Raw genomic sequence first — 21,873 nt, forward strand, 5'->3', positions numbered from 1 at the left:
CATGCTCGTCGCTGCAATCGATTTGGGAACGGTGTCGTCGCGTCTGTTGACGGCGCGTATCGAGGATGGGCGCGTGGTCGAATCCACCAAGCGCACGGTCATCACCGACCTGGGCGAGGGCGTCGATGCGACGGGGCGCTTGAGCGATGCTGCAATCGCACGTGTGTACGAGGCGGTCGCGGGATTCGTCCGCGAGATTCGGGCGTTCGGGCCCGATGCCGTCTGCACGACGCTGACGAGTGCCGCCCGCGATGCACAAAACGGCGAGGACCTGGTCGGCAAGCTGGCATCGCTCGGGCTTTGCCCGCAGGTGATTCCGGGCGAGATCGAGGCGCGGCTGACGTTTTACGGTGTGGCGCACGACTTTTCCGGCGAGCGCATCGCCGTGGCCGATTCCGGCGGCGGCTCGACGGAGTTCGCGGTGGGTGCGTACACGCCGGGTATGCCGCTTGAGCTCGAAGGCGTTCGCTCGCTGAACATCGGCTGCCGCCGTGTGACCGACCGGTTTTTGGCGGGTGATCCGCCGGCGGCCGAGCAGATCGACGCGGCGTCCGCGTGGGCGCGCGACCAGTTCGAGACGTACTGGCGCACGTGTGCGTGCCGTCCCGACCGGCTCGTCGCGGTCGGCGGTACGGTGACGACGCTCGTGGCGATGGTCCACAAGCTCGCCGTATACGATTCGTCCTTCGTGCATCTACATGAGCTGTCGCTTGCCGACGTGCAGGCGTGCATCGACATGATGAGCTCGATTCCCGCCGACAAGATCGCGGAGCTGCCCGGCATCCAGCCGAAGCGCGCGCCGGTCATGCTCGGCGGCGCGGTGATCATCCGCGAGCTGATGCGCGCCGGCGGTTATGAGGCGTTGACCGTGAGCGAGAACAGCCTGCTCGTGGGCATGGCCAACACGATCGGCGAGGTGCTGCGCGGCCAGATGCCCGTGATCGGCTGGACCCCCGAGCTCTCCCGTTAGGCGGAGCTCCTCGCGCGCCGTCGCATCGACGTGCTACACTTAGCCACCACGGGGGCGTGGCGGAATTGGCATACGCAGGAGACTTAAAATCTCTCGCCGTAAGGATTGAGGGTTCGAGTCCCTCCGCCCCTACCAGGTAGAATCGGGTCCCGGCGACGGGGCCCTTTTTCGTTTCGGGCCCGTCGCCCGGACTCGAACCCGGAAGGGCGCGGAGCGTGCGGGCGCGTGAGCGGCCGCCGCGCAGCGCGCGAGGGCGCCCGGCGCCCGAAGCGGGGCGCGCGCCCGCCGGGCGCGCGGAGTCCCTCCGCCCCTACCAGGTAGAATCGGGTCCCGGCGACGGGGCCCTTTTTCGTTTCGGGCCCGTCGCCCGGACTCTGGGTCAGTTGGGGACGTGTTCCTTTCAACCCATTCAAGACTCTCTACTGACAGCTCGAACTCACAACTGACACAACGAGTCGATTTTCGTCATCTCGTGTCAGTACCGAGTTTTCACTGTCAGTACGGAGTCTCTTCTGTCAGCACGGAGTTTAGTGGGTCAGTTGGGGACGTGTTCCTTTCAACCCATTCGCGCGGTGTCCGCTATCATGCCAAGCGGATAGCCGAAAGAAGGAGCGAGATGAGATTCACCTACCAGACCACGCTGCGAGCCTGCTTCGTCGCATACATCGTGCAGGCGGTCGTCAACAACTTCGCCCCGCTGCTCTTCGTGACGTTCCAGAGCGCATACGGCATTCCGCTCACCCGGATCACCTTGTTGGTCACCGTCAACTTCATCGTGCAGCTGTTGGTCGATGCGCTGTCGGCTCGGTTCATCGACGCGGTCGGATATCGCGCGGCCGTGGTCGGCGCCCATGCGCTGGCTGCGGCGGGACTCATACTGCTCGCCGTATTGCCCGAGGTCGTCGACCCGTTCGCGGGCATCCTCGCGGCGGTTATCGTCTACGCCGTCGGCGGCGGCATCATCGAGGTGCTCGTGAGCCCTATCGTCGAGGCGTGCCCCACCGAGAACAAAGAGGGCTCGATGAGCCTGCTCCATTCGTTTTACTGCTGGGGAAGCGTGGGCGTCGTGCTGCTGTCCACCCTGTTTTTCGCCGTGTTCGGAACCGTCGCTTGGCACATCTTGGCGTGTTTGTGGGCATGCGTTCCGATCGGCAACGGGCTCGTGCTATGCCGGACTCCGATCTCGATGCCTCTGGACGACGGTGACGCGGGCATGACCGTGCGCGAGCTGTGCTCCCGTAAGATGTTCTGGCTGCTCGCCCTCATGATGCTCTGCGCCGGTGCAAGCGAGCTGTCGGTGAGCCAATGGGCGTCGACCTTTGCCGAGCAGGGGCTCGGTGTGGGCAAGACGGTGGGCGACTTGGCCGGTCCCATGTCGTTTGCGCTGCTCATGGGGTCGGCGCGCGCCCTGTACGCCAAGTTCGGCGGACATTGGGACCTCGATGCCGCCATGTTGGCGAGCGCATGCCTCGGTGTCGTCGCCTATCTCGTCACCTGTTTGGCGCCGTCGCCGGTGGTGAGCCTGATCGGCTGCGCGATGTGCGGTTTCGCGGTCGGCATCATGTGGCCGGGTACGATCAGCCGCGCCGCGGCGACGCTCCGCCGCGGAGGGACCGCGATGTTCGCCCTACTCGCGCTTGCCGGCGATGTGGGCTGCTCGGTCGGTCCGACGCTGGTCGGCATGGTGTCGGATCTCGCCGGTGGCGACATGAAGGTGGGTATCCTGTGCGCGATGGTATTCCCTGCGGTGCTTGTCGCCTCCCTGCTGTTCCAGCGCGCCTATCGAAAGCGGCTGGCTGCTAGGTAGGCGATGTCCGCGGCGCCACGGTGGGGGTGAGCGCGGCAGCCGCTACGAATTCTCGCTGATGCGCGCGACGGAACTCTTGAGGTACTCGTCGCGCTTGGCCATGTCGCCCTTGTTCTGATACTGCAGGGCGAGCAGGTACTCGATCTGTCCGCGGGCGGGGCCCGTCATCCTGTCGAGCGCCTGCTCCATCTTGTCGATGTAGTTGTACTTCTTGAGCACGGCGATGTCGTACATCATGCGGCAGTCGTCCTGGGAGCTCTTGTACTTCGAGGGGTCGAGCTGTTCGATCTCGTCGAGCATCTTCTTGGCCTTTTTGCCCTTGTTGAGGCTGATGTAGACGTTGAACGCCTTGATCACCAGGTCGGCGCGCTGCTCGGCGCTCGTCTTGCGCGCTAGCAAGTCGTCGAGGGTGGCAAGGGCCTGCTTGTCGTCGCCCTTGACCATATAGGCGTTGAGCTTGAAGTACGTGCGGTTGTAATCAGGGAAGGTCAGGCGGGTGAGCGGCGTGTCGATCAGGCGGAAGAACTCGTCGTAATGCTTCTCTTCGAGCAGCATGGTCAGCTTGGCGAACGTGCGGCGCTTGTTGATGACGATGACGATCGAGATGATCGCCAGCACGACGAACATCACGATGGTGACGATGGTCAGAATCTGAATCGGGTCCATGGCTCCTCCAGCTTGCGCACCGATCGGCGTGGTGCGCGGTGCGGCGAATAGGCATTGGGGTATTATCTCGCAAATCGTCGTCCCGTGCAGCCGAGGGGCCCGCACGGGGCGGCAGACGTCGTGGTCACCAGGTTGGCGCCCTGGCCCTGTCCTGTCGACCATTGTTCTCGCGGGGATGCTCTGCAATCATGCGGAGCATGATTCGTTTGCCCTCGCGGTGGGTAAGCGGTACAAAGGTGGCGGTTTGCGTTGCGGTGTCGTGGCCAAAAGGCGACCGACGCCGTGGCGTATGGATAGAGAGGAACCGATATGGCAGATACGAATCAGAACCCGGTGGAGCTGTTCGACATGTACATCGCCCACGTGGGCATCAATGCGACCGACCCGGCGGATGCCGATCGCATCGCGGGCGAGTTCTCGTCGCTCATGGGTCTTGAGGCGCGCGACACGCCCGTCTCGGTGTTCTCGGACACGCTGGTCGAGATGATGAAGCAGAACGGTCGCGGAACCAAGGGGCACATCGGATTCCATGTCAACGATATGCCCGCGGCGGAGAAGTGGTTCAGCGAGCGTGGCCTGGAGATCAACGAGGACTCCCGCGCGCTCAATCCGGACGGTTCGACGCGCTTGGTGTACTTCAAGCAGGAGATCGGCGGGTTCGCGATTCATCTGACCTCGGACAAGTAACGAGGTTTTCGCCGTTTTGCGGGGTGGTGCGAGATTCGTTGAAAAAACCGCTTGCACTTGCCGCGCGATTTGCTAGAATTGAACGGCACGCGGGCGTGGCGGAATTGGCAGACGCGTATGGTTCAGGTCCATATGGGGGCAACCCCGTGAAGGTTCAAGTCCTTTCGCCCGCACCATCTGAGATGTAAGGCACCTGCAAAGGTGCCTTTTTTCTTGTCCGGGCACCCTGCAGGGACTTGAACCTGCGAAGGCGCGGAGTGGAGCCGACGGCGCGAGCCGTTGGCCACGGAGCGCGCAAGGCGCGAAGCGCCGCAGCGCCTGCGCGGCGGATGCCGACCGTGGACGCATGTTGAGCCACATGTTCACTTCATGTGGGCTCAAGTGTTCAACACTTGAAATTCTGAGGCTTGCTGTAGGGGGTCGGTTTTATATTCGTTTCAGCCGCCCGTTACAAAAATGAACAGTTTCTAGTTGGCAAGGCGGATTTTGCGGCGTTCGGCAACCTATTTCGAGCGACCATGAGCCGGTTTGGGCCTGCTGTGGGTGCTCGAGCCTCTATCTGGTCTCAGTTTTGCCGCCATAAACCGGACAAATAAGCCAAGAAGGACATAACGGAATCAGGTAACGGACTGATTTCAACTAGAAACTCTGCATTTTTGTAACTGCCAGCGAGAACGAAGGTTTTTCAGGGGGATCGGCACCTCCCGTTTGAGCAAACTGACGTGCAGAGTGCGCGCAACATGTTACGTGTCTCGGGTCGGATACCCATTTCGGTACCTCGGCGGACACCCTCGTCCGGCAGATGGGTACAAGTCGAGCAACCCTGTCCGCACGCCACGAAAGGCATCGGATATGTCTACGTTGTTCGAATATCTCAAAAGCGAGTTCGCATCGTTTGACGACAAACCACTCAACCCGGTCGATTCGGCGATCTTCACGCAGGCCGTCATGCTGAACGGCGAGCGTGTCGTCGCTCCGCTCCCCGAGGCGCCGACGGGCGCGGTCGAACGTGCGGTGGCGATGCTGTCGCCGTGCACCCGATCATCGCGATTCGCCGACTTCGCCCGTGCCGAGCTGTTCGACGACATGTTCACCGGCCTGGCACCGCAAGATATCGAGCATTGTCTGTTCCTGCTGCTCGCCAGTCCACGTTTTCGCGACATCGAGGTACGCGTCCACCGCTGCGTGGTGGACGAGAAGACGCATACCCAATTCGGTGCGATGTCGTTTACGTGGCGCGATGAGTTTTCCTACGTCGCGTTTCGGGGGACGGATGCGCCGTTCGTGGGATGGCGCGAGAATCTCGACATGGCGTACAAGCCGGTCGTTCGCGCCCAGACGCTCGCCATGGAATACCTCGAGTCGGTGGCGGACCGCTTGCCGGGAAAGCTCCATGTCGGCGGCCATTCCAAGGGCGGCAATCTGGCGCTGTTCGCGGCGCTGACCTGCTCGGAACGGGTGCGCTATCGCATCGAGCGCGTGTGGTGCCACGATGCTCCCGGCTTCAAGCGCGGCGCGTTCACGCAAGAGGATTACGAACGGCTGGCCGGGCGCATCCATGTGACGGTCCCGCAGGACGGCGTGGTGGGCATGCTGCTCGATTGCCCCATAGAGCAGCATGTCGTGCACAGCGAGGCGGCGGGCATCGAGCAGCACAACGTCTTTTCGTGGGAGGTCGCTGGCGACGACTTCCAGTACCTCGACGCCGTGAGCGACGCCTCCCGCATGCTGCATGACATCTCCGCCGAATGGCTGGAAAGCATGGACGATGCGACCATAGAGCGTGTCGTCGACGCGGTGGGCAAAGCGGTCGAGGCGAGCGGAGCCCGCGATGCACTCGACGTGCTGAGGGGCGGCAATCAGTCGGTCAAGCGGCTCATCGAGGTGTCCCGCAAGCTCGATCCGGTCTCGAGCGAGGTGCTGGGTCAGGCGTTGCGCGACGTGGCGAACCTTGCTGCCAAGCGACTCGGCCGCGATGCGGCGGCTTGGCTGCTCGCCTTGGCCGAGTAGGTCCGGCGCGACCCCAACCTTGCAAAACCGTTAGGCACGCCACGCGATTTGCGCGACACGGCCGCATGGTTTGCGGGAACAAGGGCGGGTGAGGAGGTGTGCGATGCGATTCGCGGCGACAATCGTCAAACGGGTTCTGCTGGTGGTCGGCATCGCCATCTGTCTTGCGGGCGCGGTGACGGTATGGCGCGGTTACGGGATGTACCGCGACGCGCTGGATCGTCTGAGCATCGACGAGGCGGTCGCCCAGCTGCGCGAGCAGCCCGGATACACCTCGGTCGACGACTTGCCGCAGCGCTATCTCGATGCGATCGTCGCCATCGAGGACCATCGCTTCTACACCCACGGCGGCATCGACCTGATCGGCATCTGCCGTGCCGCCGTGAACGATATCCGCACCATGAGCTTGGATGAGGGTGGAAGCACCATCACCCAGCAGGTTGCCAAGAACCTGTTCTTCACGCAGGAGAAGCGCTTTTCGCGCAAGGTCGCCGAGGTGTTCATGGCGCACGACCTCGAGGCGGCTTTCGACAAGCGCGAGATCTTGGAGCTGTACGTCAATTCCTCGTATTACGGTTGCGGCTACACGGGAATCGGACAGGCGGCTCCGGGATACCTCGGGTGCGCGCCGTCGGAGATGAGCGATTACGAGTGCGCTCTCATGGCGGGCTTTCCCAACGCCCCCGAGTACTTCGCTGCCAACCCCGACGCCGCCGCGGCGCGCGCCCGCGTGGTCGTCGCGCAGATGGAGAAATACGGATACGACCCGGGCAGCGCAGACGAGGGCGGCGCAGACGAGGGCGGCGCAGGCGAGGGCGGCGCAGGCGGCACCGGGGGATTCGAGGCAGCGCCCGCGAACGCGCCGGCGTAGGCGGCTCATCCGCACGCGGCGCGTGCAGTCTGGGTACAACGTACGCAGACGCGTGGCAGGAGGCCGGCATATGCAGCGATGGTATATCGAAGACGAAAGGCTCGGGCGGACGGTGTCGAAGGACCGACCCGATGACAAGCGGGCGGAGCACTTGCCGCAGGGGACCGTCGAGCTCATGGATCTTGCGGAGTTCGATCCGCAGGCCCACGGTCGGGTGGTCGCGGAGCTGTTCCGGCAGCTTCCCCACGCGACGATTCCGTTTGTCGAGCGGCGTGCCTCGGGTATGGCGGGTATCGTCGTCGCCCCGACGGACGATATCGGCACGGCCGATAGGCATCCCGTGGTGTTCCTGCTCGATCGGGACCGGTTGTGCCTGATCGGCGAGGTCGATGCCTGTTCCAACGCGCTGGACACGATCGCCGATGAGGGGTTCGCCACACCGAGTACGGCGAGCGCCCTGTGCGAGCTGATGCGCCTCGCCGTGCGCGACCACCCAGCGCAGCTCTCCGGCGTGCGCCACGACTTCGAGGTCATCGAGGAGCGCTTGCTCAACGGGTCGACACGCATCGATCGCCACAAGATGCGGGTCGATTCGCGTCGCCTGTTGGGGCTCGACACCCTGTACCAAGGGCTGTCGGATGTTGCTTCGGAGCTGGCGGAGAGCGCGGGGAGCGCGGTGCCGGACGGCGACCGGTTGCGCTTCAAGGCGCTCGAGCGGCACCTCGACCGCCTGACGACGCGCCTTGAGTCCCTGCGCGACTACAGCTTGCAGCTCAACAGCCTGTACCAGGAAGCGATCGACACGCGGCAGAACAGCGTGATGCAGTGGCTGACGGTCATCGCGACGATCTTCATGCCGCTGACGTTCATCACCGGGTGGTACGGGATGAACTTCCCGAACATGGCCATGATGAGCCGGCCATGGGGTTACGCGCTCGTCGTCGTGGTGTGCTTGGCGATCGCTGCGGCGGAGGTGCTGTTCTTCCGGCGGCGCGGCTGGCTGCACTTCGCGGGGGAGATGCGACCGCACGCCCGTGCGCGCGGAACGGACGGCCACAGGCGGGGTGGGCGCGAGCGGGGCGACCACGCGCGCCGACGGTAGGAGCACGGGGCGGCGTCCTGTACCGGCATGGCGGCGACGCGCCGGCAGGAGTTTGGTCACTTTGCAGAAGTGCTCTGCTATTTGTATGTGCTCCACGTGCCCTATGCTGGGATAATCCATAATGGTCCACGCGCAAACGGGTGCGCTGGCGCGTTCGCGGAAACGCGGATGCGCGGGCGTTCCGATGGGGTGTTCGGATTTCCGGCGCCGTCCCGCGAGCGCGTACGCTGAATCCAGTACCCGAGACCAGGAAGGCACCGATGCCGAAAACCTCTCGAAAGCCCAAGACCCCGCGCTTCTACGCGGCTTTGTGGGCTGCTAAGTTCACCTTGGCCGCGCTGCGCCTCACGCGCCATGCCGGCGGTCAGCTGCCGGGCGTCATCGCCATGAAGATCTGTCCGGATTTCCTGTCCCGTATCGGAACGCCCGAGCACATGGTGTTCGTCACCGGCACAAACGGCAAGACCACCACGACCAACCTGGTCGCCGACCTGCTCGCCGCCAACGGGCGGCAGCCGCTCATCAACCGTGAGGGCGGCAACGTGACCGAGGGCATCGCGAGCACGCTCATCAAGGACGCGACGATGGGCGGCTCCGCGCGCAGCTCCGTGTCGGTCATGGAGCTCGACGAGCGCTGCGCCCGCCTCGTGTTCCCCCACATCACGCCGGAGCTCATCGTCGTCACCAACCTGTATCGCGATACGTTCACGCGCAACGCCCACGTGGGCTACGTGTACGACGTCGTCGACGAGGCGCTGCCCGCGGGGTCGCGCCTGGTCCTCAACGCCGACGACCTGATCAGCGGCCGTCTGGCGCCGCAGTGCGAGCAGCGCGTGTACTACTCGATGTGCGATCTGCCCGGCGACACGACCGAGCCCGAGGGCATCGTCAACGACCTCAACGCCTGTCCGGTGTGCGGCGGCCATCTGCGCTACGACTCCTGTCATCTGGGCCACATCGGCCGCGTGACCTGCGAGTCCTGCGGACTGACCAATCCCGCGTCGCAGTTCGAGGCGATCGCGGTCGATTACGGGCGCTCGTCCATCACGGTGCGCGAGAATGCCGAAGCCGGTACGCCCTCGCAGGAGTACCACTTCAGCGCCGGTTCGGTCACCGACCTGTACAACCTGCTCGCCGCCATCACCACCGCGCGCTCGCTCGGTCTGAGCGCCACGCAGATCGCCGATGCGCTCGCCGGCGGCGTCGGCATCGTCGAGTCGCGCTACAGCGAGGTCGTCGCGGGCGGCAAGCGCCTGGTGCGCATCGCCTCCAAGGGTGAGAACGGCATGGCGTGCTCGCGCGGTTTCGCCAACATCCGCCGCGAGGAGGGCACCAAGGCCGTCGTGCTCATGCTCGAGGACTACTACATGGCCAAAGATCCCACGTCCACCGAGTTCATCGGCTGGTTCTACGAGACGGACTTCGAGTATCTGGCCGATCCGAGCATCAAGCAGATCGTGGTCACGGGCGTGCGCTCCGAGGACATGCTGCTGCGTCTGCTGCTCGCCGGCATCGATCCGGCGCGCATCGCGCAGGCCGCCGACGGCAAGGCTGCCGCCGACGTGGTCGACTACGAGCACGTGGACACGGTGTACTACTCGCACGCGATCCACAACGAGCACGTCGCCGAGGAGAGCCGCAATCACCTGGCGCATCTGATCGAGGGCAAGGAGGTCGCGTAAATGGCAGTGGTTATCGAGAGCCTCTTTCCCGAGTTCGGAAACCAGGGCGGCGACAACGGCAACATGATGTACCTCAAGGCGTCGCTGCCCGACGCCGAGTTCGTCGAGACCTCGTTTTCGGACGAGCCGGCCTTCGTCACGCGCGACGTGTCGTTCGTGTACATGGGGTACATGACCGAGGCGGAGCAGGAGAAGGTCGCCGCCAAGCTCAAGCCGTATCGCGCGCGCTTGGAGCAGCTGGTCGAGCAGGGGTGCGTCATGCTGTTCACCGGCAGCGCCGCCGAGCTGCTCGGAACGTCGATCACGCTCGCGAACGGACGCGTGATCGAGGGCTTGGGCCTGTTCGACTTCACCGTCACCCAGGACCTCTCCGAGCGCATCGCCGAGGTATTCCTGGGGTCGTTCGAGCCTGCGGGCGCGGCCGATCCGATCGACATCGTGGGCTACAAGATCCAGTTCACCCAGGCGCAGGGCGATAACGCCGAGGAGGGCTTCTGCACCGCCAAGGTGGGCTTCGGGCTCAACCGCCGGAGTCGCATCGAGGGCTTCCGCCGCGGCAATCTGTTCGCGACCTGGCTGTGCGGCCCGCTGCTTCCGCTGAACCCGCTGTTCACGGAGTACCTGATGACGCTGGTGACGGGGGAGCAGGGTCGGAGCGCGGCGTTTCGCGAGGAGGCGCTCGCGGCCTATCGCAAGCGCGTCGAGGAGTTCAAGACCCCGGGCATCAAGATGCCCATCTAGCCGATAACGTGCAATGCCGCGTTCGCATGCAGATCGATGCGAGCGACAGTGAGCCCGCGCCGCAAGCCGCTCGCCGGCACGCGGCGCGGGCTTTTGCGTTCCTGGGTCGGTTGGGGACGTGTTCGTCTCAACCCATCGCCGGCAATGGGTTGAACCGAACACGTCCCCAACGAACCTGTCGAGGGGATGCGGCTTTATGCGGGTGGGCGCAAACCGCAGCGCGCGCTTTAGCTTGCCGGTGCACCTGTGTATCAGAATCGGCGCATATGCATAAAAATACAGATGCACTGCCATAAGTATCCGAAACGGACAAGGGATCAATCCGGTTGATAGAGCGTTTAATTGAGTGTATTTACCTGTGAAAATACAGATTAGAAATCAAAATATACGCTGGGCGGCAAAAAGGTACCGTTCGCCGGTCGGCGATAAGAAAATGAATAAAAATCCGATTGCTGAGTATACTCAATAACGTACTGGAAGCGCACGGGCGCCCAGCGGGGCAGCACGCGCCATCAAGAAAGGGGTTCCCCATGTCCAAGCCTTTCGGCAAGCCCGACCGCATCGTCGTCGCTCTCGGTGGCAACGCCCTCGGTGACACCCCCAAGGAGCAGATCGAGCGCGTCAACAACGCCGCCCATGCGCTGCTGGGCCTCATCGAGCAGGGCAACGAGATCATCATCACCCACGGCAACGGCCCGCAGGTCGGTATGATCCAAAACGCCTTCGCCGCCGCGCACGACGCCATCGGTACGCCCACCATGGACCTGCCCGAGTGCGGCGCCATGAGCCAGGGCTACATCGGCTATCACCTGCAGCAGGGCATCGGCCGCGAGATGCACCGTCGCTATAAGCGCTGGCACGCCGCCACGGTCGTGACCCAGATCGAGTGCGATCCGGACGATCCGGCGTTCGCCAACCCCACCAAGCCCATCGGTCCGTTCTACACCGAGGAGCAGGCCAAGGAGATCATGGCGGAGAATCCCGAGATGACCTTCGTCGAGGACTCCGGCCGCGGTTGGCGTCGTGTCGTCGCCTCGCCCGAGCCCAAGAAGATCGTCGAGGCCGACTCCATCCTCAACCTGCTCGATAACGAGTTCATCGTCATCGCGTGCGGTGGCGGCGGCATCCCCGTCGTGCGCGACTACTCCGATAAGGGCTGCTACAAGGGCGTGGCCGCCGTTATCGACAAGGACATGGGCGGCGAGCTTCTGGCCGAGGACTGCGACGCCGACGTGCTGTTCCTGCTGACCGCCGTCGATCACGTGGCGATCAATTGGGGCAAGCCCGATCAGACCGACCTCGAGGAGATCTCCGCCGACGAGGCCGAGAAGTACGCCGACGAGGGCCAGTTCGGCAAGGGTTCCATGGAGCCGAAGGTCCGCGCCGCCATCAAGTTCGCCCGCAGCCGCAAGGGTCGCGTCTGCATCATCGGCGCGCTCGAGAAGGCCGCCGAGACCATGGCCGGCCTCTCCGGTACCCGCATCTACGCCTAGCGGGCCGCGCGAAAGCCGCGCCGCCCCCACAAGGGTCCTCTCTCCTTTCCCCGCTGGCCACCTTCTCGGTGGCCAGCGGGGTTTTGTGTCCCAAAAGGGGCCAGGAGAAAAATGGGACATCGCGGCGGGTAGCCCGCCGCGATGTCCCATTTTTCTCCTGGCCCCTTTTGGGACACCGGATCAGGCGGCGGAGTAGACCCAGGCGATGGCGGTCTGGTTGAGCACGCGCACGAGATCCCATTTGCGCGCGCTGTGCTCGGGGCTGTTGGGGTCGTAGACCGTGACCATGTTGTTCTCGTCGATGCCGGCCAGGATGATGTAGTGGCCGACGTTGGTGAAGTCGCCGGGCCGTACGGAGCACGCGACGGGATTGCCGTTGCGCAGGGCGTTTTCCACGGTGCTTCGCGTCGGGTTGATCATCTCGGCGTAGAACCCGAACGCATACGCCGCGTCGGTCATAAACGACCATTCCGTCGCACCGGTGGGCACGTAGTTGTTGAGCTCGGCCCAGCTCGCCATGCTGCCCGGGTCCATATCGGTGTTGCCGGTGAAATACACGTACAGCATGGCCATGACCGTGGGGCCGCAGGCGTTCTTGGCGACGGTGTCGCCGCCGTAGGGAAGGTTGCACCAGCGGACGTCCGTCTGATACAGATGGGGCATCTCGCCCTGCTTCCACTCGTCGACGGGCGTCGACATGGGGAAATCGGACGGCGAGAGCACGCCGACGTTGAGCTTCGTCGCCTCGGTATCGGGCTCGATGCCGGCGGGCGTGGTGATGGCGACCGAGGTGATGAGGAACAGGACGAGCGAGAGCGCCACCGCCGGAATCGCGATGGATGCGGCGGACAGCGTGCGTACGGGCCGTGCCTGCCAGCCGCCTCGCCGCCCACGGCGAGATCCCCCGTGGGAGAAGGACGCGTATCCACGCCGGAGCGGGCGTCCGATGACCGAGGACTGCCGACCGCTGCCGTAGCCGCCGCGCTGAAGGCCGCCGGTGCTTCCGAGCGTTCGGAACGAGCTGGAGCTCGAGGCGGCCGATCCCGATCGGAACGTGCTGTGCAGCTGGTTCGAGGAGCCGTGGTGATGGCGTATGCTGAGGTCGTATCCGCACGACCCGCCGATCGCGGAGGCGATCGTGTCCGCGATGGCGCCGATAAGGCTCACGAACACGTTGGGCCGCCCGGACGTGCGGGAGCCCCGACGGAGATACGTCGAGTTGCGGGAGCCGCGGGAGCGTGAGGAGGCACGTCGGCTTGCGTCGCCCGGCCCCGCGCTCGGGGCGCGACAGTCGTCGGTGCGGGAGGCCCGGCGTGCGGAGTAATCGGAGGATTCGGCGGACGAACGGCTCGATGCGAGTCTGACGCTGCGGCGCGAGGTGCCCTGCGAGACGCGCTGCCCGCCGCCGCGGGGCTCGCGGTACGGATCGCGGTCGCGATCCCGGTCGTAATCTCCCATAGGACACCCCCTCTCGGCATAAACGGATGCCAACGTCCCTATATTACCCTGCCCGCATCGTCCCTGCAGGTGCAAGACCTTTTTGGCGGCTTGGTCGGAACGCGCCGATAAACGGCTATCGGGCGACGACGTGCGACGGGTGTGCGCGGATCGTCGAAGGCGATCGCCGGCGGTTCAGGAAAAATCGAGGCGGGAGAATCGGAAACGGTCATATGGATGCGTGAAGGTTGGGCATAATAGCGCAAGGAGTCGTCGCCTGCGGCGGCTCGTGCGTGAAAGGACCGGATATGCCTGCATTGATCACCCATCACCTGTTCGGCGAAGAGAGCATGGAGCGCCTGCCTGCGGGCACCGTTTCCACGGGGGAGGAGCGCGCGGCGTTCCTCATCGGCAACCAAGGCCCCGATCCGTTCTTCTTCCGCGTGCGCACGGTGAACATCCGCTCGTGCATGGAGCTCGGCCATCACATGCATGCCGCGCGCGTGACGCGGCAGTTCCAGGCGCTTCGCGACGGCGTGTCGCGCCTGCCCGCCCGCGACGCCGCCATCGGCCGGGCGTTCGCGCTCGGCCTGCTGTCGCACTATGCGCTCGATCGCATCGCGCACCCGTTCGTGTACGCGCAGCAATGGGGGATCCAGGAGGCCGATGCCGAGCTCGAGACCAAGGGCAGCCAGGTCCATGCGCTCATCGAGGGCGACCTGGACGTCTTGATGCTGCAGGAGAAGCGCGACGGCGCGACGTGCGCCGACTATCCTCCCGCCGAGGAGCTGGCCACCGGCGAGCGCATCAACAAGGTCGCGGGCGCTCTGACGAGTTTTATCGCCCGCAGCGTCTACGGGCTCGAGGTCGGCGGTGCGGAGTACGGTGGCGCGGTGTCGGACATGCAGCTTGCCTATCGTCTGATCGAACCGGCGGGTTCTGGTGGCGAGCGGGTGCTGTCGGCGCTCGGTGGCTACAGTTCGACCCTCTCGCTGCTCGCCTCGCTCGCGCACCGCGTGACCGCCGAGGTCCCCGCGGGGGCCGGCAATCTCGCGCACCGCAGGTGGATCGACCCCTTTACCCGCACGGAGTCGAGCGAGAGCTTCCCCGAGGTGTTCGAGCGCGCGCTTGACGACTACGGACGCACCGCGGCGCTGTTCATCCGGGGTGGCGATATGGCGGCCGTCACGCACCACATGAACTATTCCGGCCGTGTCCTGGACGATGGCGAGGAGTACGCCGGCGACGAGTAGCCTGTCGCCCGGTGTCCCGAAAGGGACCAGAGTGTCCCAAAAGGGGCCGGGAGAAAATTGGGACATCGGGGATCGGTATCGTGGTACCCCATCCTGATATCCGATGTCCCAATTTTCTCCCGGCCCCTTTTGGGACACTCTGGCCCCTTTCGGGACACCGGGCGCCCTTACGGAATCCTGATGCATGGCAAACGCCCGTTGCCGTACCATAGACGGGTTAGCATTCGCGCGGCTAAGGGAGTCCCGTCCATGCAATACACCAAGTTCGAGCGCAACTGGGTCATGTACGATGTGGGCAATTCCGCCCTCGTGCTGCTCAACACCTCGGTCGTGCCCATCTACTTCGACGCCATCAACACCGGGGCGAGTTCGGCGGAGCTCGTGACCGCATGGGCCAACGCCCAGACCGTCGCGTCGCTCGTCGTGGCGCTGCTCATGCCGATCTTGGGCTCGCTCGCGGACTTTGCCGGCAACAAGATCAAGTTCTTCCTGGGCTTTTTCCTCACCGGCCTCGTGCTGTGCCTGGCGCAGGCCATCCCCATGGGTGCGGCGCCCTTCCTCGCCGTCTACGTACTGTGCACGATCGGCCTCAACTCGTCCATGACGTTTTACGACGCGATGCTGCCCGACGTCACGACCGACGAACGCATGGACAACGTCTCCAGCTCGGGCTACGCGTGGGGCTACATCGGCTCCTGCGTCCCGTTCATCGTGTGCATCGCCCTCATCATGCTCGGACCCAGCCTGCTCGGGCTCGACATGATGCTTGCCACGCGCCTGTCGTTTGTCATCACGGGTGCCTGGTGGCTCGCCTTCACGCTGCCGCTGCTGCGCACCTATCGTCAGCGCTACGGCAAGGAGCTGGCCCCCGGCGAGACCGTCGCCTCCGAGATCGCCCGCACGTTCCGCGGCCTGGTGACCACGCTCAAGCGCATCGCCTCCGACCGCGCCATCCTCATCTACATGGTCGCGTTCTTCTTCTATATCGACGGCGTGCACACGGTCATCTCGATGTCCACCACCTACGGCACCTCGCTCGGCATCGATTCGACCCAGCTCATCCTGGCGCTGCTCGTCACCCAGTTCGTGGCCTTCCCCTCGGCGATCGCCTACGGGCGCCTCGCCGGCCGGTTCGGTACGCTGCGCATGATCATGGTCGCGGTGGCGGCCTACGTGTGCATCGTGCTGTTCGCCGCCTTCTTCCTCAAGACCGCGGCGGAGTTTTGGATCCTCGCGATCGCCGTCGGCCTGTTCCAAGGTGGCATCCAGGCGCTTTCGCGCAGCTACTTCGGCAAGCTCATCCCCAAGGAGCGCGCCAACGAATACTACGGTTTCTTTGATATCTTCGGACGGTACGCCTCGGTCATGGGAACTCTGCTAGTATCGGTCGTGACATCGCTCACGGGGAATCCTTCTTTAGGAGTGCTTTCCATCGGGATCCTCTTAGGTGTGGGCCTTGTCATGCTAGTAAAGCTCTCCCGCATGAGGGGCGCGGCATAGCGCACGGGCACACCGTGCGCGGGACCGGCGCCGCCCATACCACGCACCTTGTACTCGGAGGGCTTTGCTGGCGATCAGTAAAGCCCTCCGATCGTATAGAAGGTGACCGAAGACAATGAAATCGACCCACATCGCCCACGCCGGCGTGATCGCCGCCGCCTACGCGGCCTGCACGCTCATCGCCCTGCTCTTCTTGGGCAGCCTGGCCTGGGGCCCCATCCAGTTCCGCATCTCCGAAGCGCTGTGCGCCCTCGCGCTCGTGACGCCGGCGGCCGTGCCCGGTCTCACGCTGGGGTGCGCCATCGCCAACATCGCCAACATCGTCATCTCGGGTACCGGTGCGCTGGGTCTGCTCGACGTGGTGTTCGGCTCGCTGGCGACCTTTGCCGGCGCGCTGTTCACCTGGAAGATGCGCCGCCATCCGCTCGTGGCGCTCGCCGGTCCCGTGCTCGCCAACGCGCTCATCGTCCCGGCGTACCTGCCCATCCTGCTCATGGGTGCCGGTTTTTACACCATCCCGTTCACGGCGATCTCGCTCGATGGCTCCTGGCCGCTCATGTACCTGTTCGGTCTGGTGACCACGGGTGCCGGCGAGGCGGTCGTGATGTATGCTTTGGGGTATCCGCTGTACCGCTCGCTGTCCAAAACACATATCGTGCGGCAGGGGCTTGCGGAGTTGGGTACAACAGACAAGTAGGCAGACGGGAAGGGGTCGTGCGGTCCCGCTTGCCGTATGTATGGCATCTGGCGCGGGAAAGGGGTGTTCATGAACCCCGTAATCGTGATTCCTACCTATTGGGCGATGGACTCCGCCGATGCCCACGCGCCTGGCGCCTACGATCACAGTACGGACCTGCACAACCCCTCCCCCGAGCTCGATGCCTGCCTCAAGTCGTTGGAGCAGGTTCGCGATATGTGCCCGGTGGTCGTGCTGGTGGTGTGCCCGCCGGCGACGACCGAGGCGGCGCGCGAGCGGGTGGAGCAGATCGCCCGCGCGCACCCCGCGCTCACCGTCACCATCGTCACCAATACCGAGGCGAAGCGCGTGCGCGACCGCGTGGACGATATCGCCCCGAAGGCCCCCGGCGAGCCCGTCTCGCTGCGCGGATACGGCGCCATCCGCAACATGGGTCTCGCCGTCGCGAGCATCCTGGCACACGACACGGTGATCTTTTTGGACGACGACGAGCTCGTCCTGGGACCCGATTTCGTGAAGCAGGCCCTCTACGGACTCGGACAGCTCACCCGCCAGGGCCTGCCGATCCTCGCCAAGAGCGGGTACTTTTTCGACCGGAACGGCTCGCCGCTCGCCGACACCTCCAAGGCCGACATCAACCATCGCTGGTGGACCAAGCGCATCGAGTTCAACCGTTGGATGCGCCGGGCGCTCGCCGGAACGCGCATCTCGCGGTCCAACTACGTATGCGGCGGATGCCTCGCCCTGCACGCGCGCGCCTTCACGCGCGTGGCGTTCGACCCGTGGATCACGCGCGGCGAGGACATGGACTACCTGTTCAACATGCGCATGCACGGGCTGGATGTGTGGTTCGACAACGAATGGGCGGTCAAGCACCTGCCGCCGGCGACCGAGCAGCGCTCGCCGCGCTTCATGCAGGACGTCTACCGTTGGTACTACGAGCGCGCGAAGCTCAGCTACGCTGCAGGCCAGCATGACCTGACGCCCGTGACGCCCGCCTCGCTCATGCCCTATCCGGGGCCGTGGTTCTCCAACGAGCTCGACGACCGCGTGCGCAAGACCGCCGCGGCGCGCATGCTGTTCACCAACGAGCATGAGGGCTATATGCGCATTTGGCGCGATGGCCGTGCGCGCGCCGAGCGCTATGCCGCCGAGAACAAGACGAAGTACTTGAAATTCCAGAGCTTTTGGCCCAGCATCATGGACGGTCTATGGAACGATGGGGACCTGGTCCGGATGTTGGAGGAATGCACATGCCACGCAAGCTCAAGCATCTAAGCGAGCGGATTTCGTCGCGGACGCGCATCCTGCCGCGTCTGCGGGCGTTTGCCATCGTGTGCGCGCTCGCCTTGGCGTCGTATTGCGTGTACGCCCTGTCGCACGGGCTCGATCCGGTGGTGGCCGTCATCGCCTGCGCGCTGCTCTGCGTGATCCTCGTGGCCTTCATCTACCTGTGCCTAAACCCCGATTCGCTGCGCTCGCTCTACACCGAGCAGGCGCTGTCCACGGCGTCCGAGATGCTCGAGATCATCAAGGAGGGTTTGAACGAGCGCAGCGCGCAGGAGATCTGCCAGCGCCTGCTGCCCGAGACGCGCGCCATGGCGATCGCCGTCACCGACGACGCGCGCGTGCTGGCCTGCGTGGGCGAGCTCGAGTCCGATTTCCCTCCGGGGTCGCCGATTCACACGCCCGCCACGCGCTACGTGCTCGAGCACGGCGTGGCCCAGTCGTTCACCCACATGGTCGACGTGCCGAGCGAGCGCACGCCCCATCGCGCCATCCCTGCGGGCATCATCGTGCCGCTCAAGGTGCGCGACAAGGCGGTGGGTACCCTCAAGTTCTACTACCACCGTTCGCATGACGTGAACCGCACGCAATACGCCCTGGCGTCGGGCTTCGCCGAGCTTCTGTCCACGCAGCTCGCCATCCACGAGCTGGAGCTGCAAGACGAGCTGACGGCCCGCGCCGAGCTACGCGCGCTGCAGGCCCAGATCAACCCGCACTTCCTGTTCAACACGTTGAACACCATCGCCTCGCTCACGCGGACCGATCCTCTGCGCGCCCGCGAGCTGCTGCGCGAGTTCTCGTCGTTCTATCGGGCGACGCTGGAGAACTCCGGCTCGTTCATCCCGCTGTCGCGCGAGATCTCGCAGACCGCGCGCTACCTACTGTTCGAGAAGGCGCGCTTCGGCGAGGACCGCATCGTGGACACCTTCGACGTGACGTCGGCCGCCCAGGGTGCCCCGGTTCCCGCGTTCATCATCCAGCCGCTCGTCGAGAACGCCGTGCGACACGGCATGAAGGACGAGGGGGCGCTGCATATCGCGGTGCGGGCGAGCGTTCCCGAGGAGGGGACGGTGCTCATCGAGGTCGCCGACGACGGCGCGGGCATGGATGAGCAGACCGCCGCGCGTCTGTTCGACGAGCGCGAGGAGGCCCCCGACCACACCTCGCCGCAAGGCGGGGGCGCCGGCGTGGCCATGCACAACATCTCCGAGCGCATCCGGCGCTTTTACGGGCCGCGTTCCTGTGCGCATGTCGAGTCCGAGGTGGGCCGTGGCACCACCGTTTCGTTCAAGCTCGATTTGGAAAACAGCATTCTCGGCCAGAGAGGGGTAGAATAGCAACACGGTATGCGGGCGCGCAGGGGTTCGCGCCGCTTGCCAAGACCGGACCGGAAGGGAATTTCACGCTTATGCTACGTGCAATGATCGTCGATGATGAGGCGCCTGCACGCTCCGAGCTGCGTTTCTTGCTGGAGCAGACTGGAAAGATGGGGTCGATCAGCGAGGCGGCCAGCGTCCGCACCGCTATCGAGATGCTGATGGAGAACCGGGTCGACGTCGTGTTCCTGGACATCTCCATGCCGGGTGCATCGGGTATCCAGCTGGCCGAGGCCTTACACAAACTCAAGAATCCCCCCGCGGTGGTGTTCGTGACCGCCTACAGCGACCATGCCGTCGAGGCGTTCGACGTCGACGCGGTCGACTACCTGCTCAAGCCGGTCGAGGAGGCGCGTCTTGACCAGGCGATCGGCAAGGTGCTCTCCCGCGTGAAGCCCGTGACCGAGAGCAAGGCGCCCATCGAGCGCATCCCGGTCGAGAAGGGCGGACGCAAGGTCCTGATCCCGGTCGACCAGATCCGCTACATCATGGCCAAGGACGACTACTCCTGCATCTTCACCGAGGACGACCGCTACCTGTCGACCACGTCGCTGGCGCAGTTCGAGTCCAAGCTCGGCGATTTCGGATTCTTCCGCGTGCACCGTCGCTATATCGTCAACCTGGCGTGCGTCGAGGACGTCGAGACGGCCGCGACCGGCGCCATCCAGCTCGGCGTGACGGGCGTCGACGATCGGATCCCCGTCTCCCGCCGTCGCGTGGTGCCGCTCAAAAAGGCGCTCAACCTGTAGCGCGAGCACGGAAGGTCGAGGCTCATGGACATGTGTGCGGCGAAGCGCGTCGATATCATCTCGGATACGCACGGCCGCTTGTCGGCCGTGCTGCTCGACGAGCTCGAGGGCGCCGATTTGATCCTGCATGCGGGTGACCTGACGTCCGAGTCCGATTACTTCGAGCTCGCCACCATCGCCCCCATCAAGGCGGTGCTCGGCAACAACGACTACTTTTACGATTACGGCCCCGACGTGCGCTCGACCGCGACGTTCACGTACGAGGGACTTCGTTTCGCGATGACCCACTATCGCGAGAACCTGCCCGAGGGCGACATTGACGTGGCGGTGTGCGGGCATACGCATCGCCCGGTGATCGTGCGACGGGGGCGCGGGCTGCTGGTCAATCCGGGGTCGCCGACCTATCCGCGCACCATGGACGGGCCCAGCATGGCGCGCATGTACGTGCAGGACGGTCAGGTGCTCTCCGCCGAGATTGTCAGCCTGATGCGTTAATGCTCGAGCTGGGGTTTTGCCGTCGCAAAAAGTTTTTGAAAAAAGTTCTTGCGCGGGTCGCGCATATCTGTGTATACTAGCTCTCGCAGCAGCGGGTGACCGCGAACTGCCTGGGGAGTTAGCTCAGTTTGGTTAGAGCGCCGGCCTGTCACGTCGGAGGTCGCGGGTTCGAGCCCCGTACTTCCCGCCATTGCAATGAAAGCCCTGCCTTGCGCAGGGCTTTTTGCTATCTCGCGACACGATGCCGACAAGATGGTGCCAGGTTCAATCTTGTCGCGTCTGACAAGATGGTGCCAGGTTCAATCTTGTCGGTCGGGCGGTCCGATCTTGTCGGGTCTTGTCGACAGGGCCTGCGGGGTCCGCGCTCTTCGCGCGCGCCTGTGCGTGGCGGCGGGGGTCATTTTTCAAAGAGCATATATTCCAGCTGTTCATGGGTGTATAGTTAAGAACACTCAACTGGGTATGGGTCGCCGGGGCAGGGCGACGATTCTTGGTACGGGCTCGTGCGCCCGGAGACGTTCCCACGAGGAGGAGACATGGATATCTCCCGGAAGACAGACTATGCGCTCCGCATGCTTTCCATGTTGGTCCAGGATGAAGATGGTCTGCTATCCGTCAGGGCCGCGGCGGAACAGGTGGGAGTGCCGTATTCGTTCGCTCGTTCGATTCAGCACGGGTTGGTTCAAGCCGGTATCGTGGAGAGCCTGCGCGGTGTTCGCGGCGGCATGCGCCTCAAGGTCGATCCCGACAAGGTGACGATCCGTGAGATCGTCGAGGCGGTCCAAGGGCCCATGACGATCAACGATTGCACCACGCCCGAAGGGGAATGCCCCCGGAAGTCCAACTGCTGCTATCATCCCATCTGGGCCGGCACGCAGGCACTCGTGTACAGCTACCTCGACTCCATCACCCTCGATGATGTCGTGAACTGTAAACGCGCCCCCGCCGTCGACCCGAAGTTCGCCGATCGTTCGGCGTTTGCCAGCTATGTTCCCTGTGGCGAGGGCTGCTCGTCGATGTGACGGTCGCGAGGTGCGCTTCGTCCGATCG

At 64.5% G+C, this 21,873-nt stretch carries 19 protein-coding genes and 3 tRNA genes; 20 read left to right on the top strand and 2 right to left on the bottom strand.

The window, feature by feature from the left end; genetic code table 11:
• The first annotated feature begins 1 nt into the window (after window position 1).
• The 3 genes from I6E04_RS07760 to I6E04_RS07770 all read left to right on the top strand — a co-directional run bounded on the left by I6E04_RS07760 (window position 2) and on the right by I6E04_RS07770 (window position 2,777).
• Window positions 2–970 carry a Ppx/GppA phosphatase family protein gene (locus I6E04_RS07760; RefSeq protein WP_235422620.1) on the top strand — a complete coding sequence of 323 codons (969 nt, stop codon included), beginning with the start codon at window positions 2–4 and terminating at the stop codon, window positions 968–970.
• A gap of 50 nt (window positions 971–1,020) precedes the next feature.
• Window positions 1,021–1,105 (top strand) — tRNA-Leu (locus I6E04_RS07765).
• 481 nt (window positions 1,106–1,586) lie between these two features.
• Window positions 1,587–2,777: an MFS transporter gene (locus I6E04_RS07770; RefSeq protein ID WP_235422621.1), complete on the top strand. Its 1,191-nt coding sequence runs from the start codon at window positions 1,587–1,589 to the stop codon at window positions 2,775–2,777.
• A 42-nt stretch (window positions 2,778–2,819) separates the two neighbouring features.
• On the opposite strand, the gene I6E04_RS07775 is transcribed toward I6E04_RS07770, so the two are convergent.
• Window positions 2,820–3,443, bottom strand: coding sequence for a tetratricopeptide repeat protein (locus tag I6E04_RS07775; protein ID WP_235422622.1), 624 nt, complete (start codon window positions 3,441–3,443; stop codon window positions 2,820–2,822).
• A gap of 309 nt (window positions 3,444–3,752) precedes the next feature.
• Here I6E04_RS07775 and I6E04_RS07780 point away from each other — a divergent pair, with 309 nt between their 5' ends.
• From I6E04_RS07780 to arcC, 8 genes are all read left to right on the top strand, one after another.
• Entirely contained in the window at window positions 3,753–4,130 is a 378-nt protein-coding gene (locus tag I6E04_RS07780) for a VOC family protein (protein WP_235422623.1), read from the top strand.
• 89 nt (window positions 4,131–4,219) lie between these two features.
• Window positions 4,220–4,306: transfer RNA gene (locus I6E04_RS07785), tRNA-Leu, on the top strand.
• Window positions 4,307–4,982: 676 nt separating this feature from the next.
• Window positions 4,983–6,140, top strand: a complete 1,158-nt coding sequence (locus I6E04_RS07790) for an Mbeg1-like protein (RefSeq protein WP_235422624.1) — start codon at window positions 4,983–4,985, stop codon at window positions 6,138–6,140.
• A 103-nt stretch (window positions 6,141–6,243) separates the two neighbouring features.
• A complete protein-coding gene (locus I6E04_RS07795) occupies window positions 6,244–7,011 on the top strand; it encodes a biosynthetic peptidoglycan transglycosylase (RefSeq protein ID WP_235422625.1) in 768 nt (255 codons plus the stop codon).
• A gap of 70 nt (window positions 7,012–7,081) precedes the next feature.
• Window positions 7,082–8,113 (top strand): CorA family divalent cation transporter, encoded by a 1,032-nt coding sequence (locus I6E04_RS07800; RefSeq protein ID WP_235422626.1) that lies wholly within the window; start codon window positions 7,082–7,084, stop codon window positions 8,111–8,113.
• A gap of 260 nt (window positions 8,114–8,373) precedes the next feature.
• Window positions 8,374–9,795: a Mur ligase family protein gene (locus I6E04_RS07805; protein WP_235422627.1), complete on the top strand. Its 1,422-nt coding sequence runs from the start codon at window positions 8,374–8,376 to the stop codon at window positions 9,793–9,795.
• The gene (locus I6E04_RS07810) at window positions 9,796–10,536 is read left to right on the top strand and encodes a hypothetical protein (RefSeq protein WP_235422628.1); all 741 of its coding nucleotides are present in this window, start codon (window positions 9,796–9,798) and stop codon (window positions 10,534–10,536) included. It begins immediately after the preceding gene.
• 530 nt (window positions 10,537–11,066) lie between these two features.
• The gene (arcC, locus tag I6E04_RS07815) at window positions 11,067–12,029 is read left to right on the top strand and encodes a carbamate kinase (RefSeq protein WP_235422629.1); all 963 of its coding nucleotides are present in this window, start codon (window positions 11,067–11,069) and stop codon (window positions 12,027–12,029) included.
• 180 nt (window positions 12,030–12,209) lie between these two features.
• On the opposite strand, the gene I6E04_RS07820 is transcribed toward arcC, so the two are convergent.
• Complete coding sequence (locus tag I6E04_RS07820; RefSeq protein WP_235422630.1) at window positions 12,210–13,487, bottom strand: C39 family peptidase; 1,278 nt, start codon at window positions 13,485–13,487, stop codon at window positions 12,210–12,212.
• A 287-nt stretch (window positions 13,488–13,774) separates the two neighbouring features.
• Here I6E04_RS07820 and I6E04_RS07825 point away from each other — a divergent pair, with 287 nt between their 5' ends.
• The 9 genes from I6E04_RS07825 (at window position 13,775) to I6E04_RS07865 (ending at window position 21,845) form a co-directional block, all read left to right on the top strand.
• The gene (locus I6E04_RS07825) at window positions 13,775–14,719 is read left to right on the top strand and encodes a zinc dependent phospholipase C family protein (protein ID WP_235422631.1); all 945 of its coding nucleotides are present in this window, start codon (window positions 13,775–13,777) and stop codon (window positions 14,717–14,719) included.
• A gap of 249 nt (window positions 14,720–14,968) precedes the next feature.
• Window positions 14,969–16,219 (top strand): MFS transporter, encoded by a 1,251-nt coding sequence (locus I6E04_RS07830; protein WP_235422632.1) that lies wholly within the window; start codon window positions 14,969–14,971, stop codon window positions 16,217–16,219.
• Window positions 16,220–16,334: 115 nt separating this feature from the next.
• A complete protein-coding gene (locus tag I6E04_RS07835) occupies window positions 16,335–16,916 on the top strand; it encodes a QueT transporter family protein (RefSeq protein WP_235422633.1) in 582 nt (193 codons plus the stop codon).
• A 69-nt stretch (window positions 16,917–16,985) separates the two neighbouring features.
• Window positions 16,986–18,194: a glycosyltransferase gene (locus I6E04_RS07840; RefSeq protein ID WP_235422634.1), complete on the top strand. Its 1,209-nt coding sequence runs from the start codon at window positions 16,986–16,988 to the stop codon at window positions 18,192–18,194.
• On the top strand, window positions 18,170–19,540 hold the full coding sequence (locus I6E04_RS07845; protein ID WP_235422635.1) for a histidine kinase: 1,371 nt from the start codon (window positions 18,170–18,172) through the stop codon (window positions 19,538–19,540). The genes I6E04_RS07840 and I6E04_RS07845 overlap by 25 nt, the downstream gene beginning before the upstream one ends.
• 71 nt (window positions 19,541–19,611) lie before the next feature.
• The gene (locus I6E04_RS07850) at window positions 19,612–20,328 is read left to right on the top strand and encodes a LytR/AlgR family response regulator transcription factor (RefSeq protein WP_235422636.1); all 717 of its coding nucleotides are present in this window, start codon (window positions 19,612–19,614) and stop codon (window positions 20,326–20,328) included.
• A 24-nt stretch (window positions 20,329–20,352) separates the two neighbouring features.
• The gene (locus I6E04_RS07855) at window positions 20,353–20,823 is read left to right on the top strand and encodes a metallophosphoesterase family protein (RefSeq protein ID WP_235422637.1); all 471 of its coding nucleotides are present in this window, start codon (window positions 20,353–20,355) and stop codon (window positions 20,821–20,823) included.
• 112 nt (window positions 20,824–20,935) lie between these two features.
• Window positions 20,936–21,013: transfer RNA gene (locus I6E04_RS07860), tRNA-Asp, on the top strand.
• 346 nt (window positions 21,014–21,359) lie between these two features.
• Window positions 21,360–21,845, top strand: coding sequence for an RrF2 family transcriptional regulator (locus tag I6E04_RS07865; protein WP_235422638.1), 486 nt, complete (start codon window positions 21,360–21,362; stop codon window positions 21,843–21,845).
• Window positions 21,846–21,873 lie beyond the last annotated feature (28 nt).

Origin of the sequence: Collinsella tanakaei (assembly GCF_021531055.1) — a bacterium.
Taxonomy (GTDB): Bacteria; Actinomycetota; Coriobacteriia; order Coriobacteriales; family Coriobacteriaceae; genus Collinsella; species Collinsella tanakaei_B.

Excerpts from the sequence above, each read along its gene's own strand:
- I6E04_RS07780 (WP_235422623.1), top strand. The coding sequence starts at position 3,753 with ATGGCAGATACGAATCAGAACCCGGTGGAGCTGTTCGACATGTACATC.
- I6E04_RS07820 (WP_235422630.1), bottom strand. The coding sequence starts at position 13,487 with ATGGGAGATTACGACCGGGATCGCGACCGCGATCCGTACCGCGAGCCC.
- I6E04_RS07760 (WP_235422620.1), top strand. The coding sequence starts at position 2 with ATGCTCGTCGCTGCAATCGATTTGGGAACGGTGTCGTCGCGTCTGTTG.
- I6E04_RS07865 (WP_235422638.1), top strand. The coding sequence starts at position 21,360 with ATGGATATCTCCCGGAAGACAGACTATGCGCTCCGCATGCTTTCCATG.
- I6E04_RS07855 (WP_235422637.1), top strand. The coding sequence starts at position 20,353 with ATGGACATGTGTGCGGCGAAGCGCGTCGATATCATCTCGGATACGCAC.
- I6E04_RS07835 (WP_235422633.1), top strand. The coding sequence starts at position 16,335 with ATGAAATCGACCCACATCGCCCACGCCGGCGTGATCGCCGCCGCCTAC.
- I6E04_RS07775 (WP_235422622.1), bottom strand. The coding sequence starts at position 3,443 with ATGGACCCGATTCAGATTCTGACCATCGTCACCATCGTGATGTTCGTC.
- I6E04_RS07770 (WP_235422621.1), top strand. The coding sequence starts at position 1,587 with ATGAGATTCACCTACCAGACCACGCTGCGAGCCTGCTTCGTCGCATAC.
- I6E04_RS07850 (WP_235422636.1), top strand. The coding sequence starts at position 19,612 with ATGCTACGTGCAATGATCGTCGATGATGAGGCGCCTGCACGCTCCGAG.
- I6E04_RS07830 (WP_235422632.1), top strand. The coding sequence starts at position 14,969 with ATGCAATACACCAAGTTCGAGCGCAACTGGGTCATGTACGATGTGGGC.
- arcC (WP_235422629.1), top strand. The coding sequence starts at position 11,067 with ATGTCCAAGCCTTTCGGCAAGCCCGACCGCATCGTCGTCGCTCTCGGT.
- I6E04_RS07800 (WP_235422626.1), top strand. The coding sequence starts at position 7,082 with ATGCAGCGATGGTATATCGAAGACGAAAGGCTCGGGCGGACGGTGTCG.
- I6E04_RS07825 (WP_235422631.1), top strand. The coding sequence starts at position 13,775 with ATGCCTGCATTGATCACCCATCACCTGTTCGGCGAAGAGAGCATGGAG.
- I6E04_RS07810 (WP_235422628.1), top strand. The coding sequence starts at position 9,796 with ATGGCAGTGGTTATCGAGAGCCTCTTTCCCGAGTTCGGAAACCAGGGC.
- I6E04_RS07840 (WP_235422634.1), top strand. The coding sequence starts at position 16,986 with ATGAACCCCGTAATCGTGATTCCTACCTATTGGGCGATGGACTCCGCC.
- I6E04_RS07805 (WP_235422627.1), top strand. The coding sequence starts at position 8,374 with ATGCCGAAAACCTCTCGAAAGCCCAAGACCCCGCGCTTCTACGCGGCT.
- I6E04_RS07795 (WP_235422625.1), top strand. The coding sequence starts at position 6,244 with ATGCGATTCGCGGCGACAATCGTCAAACGGGTTCTGCTGGTGGTCGGC.
- I6E04_RS07790 (WP_235422624.1), top strand. The coding sequence starts at position 4,983 with ATGTCTACGTTGTTCGAATATCTCAAAAGCGAGTTCGCATCGTTTGAC.
- I6E04_RS07845 (WP_235422635.1), top strand. The coding sequence starts at position 18,170 with ATGCCACGCAAGCTCAAGCATCTAAGCGAGCGGATTTCGTCGCGGACG.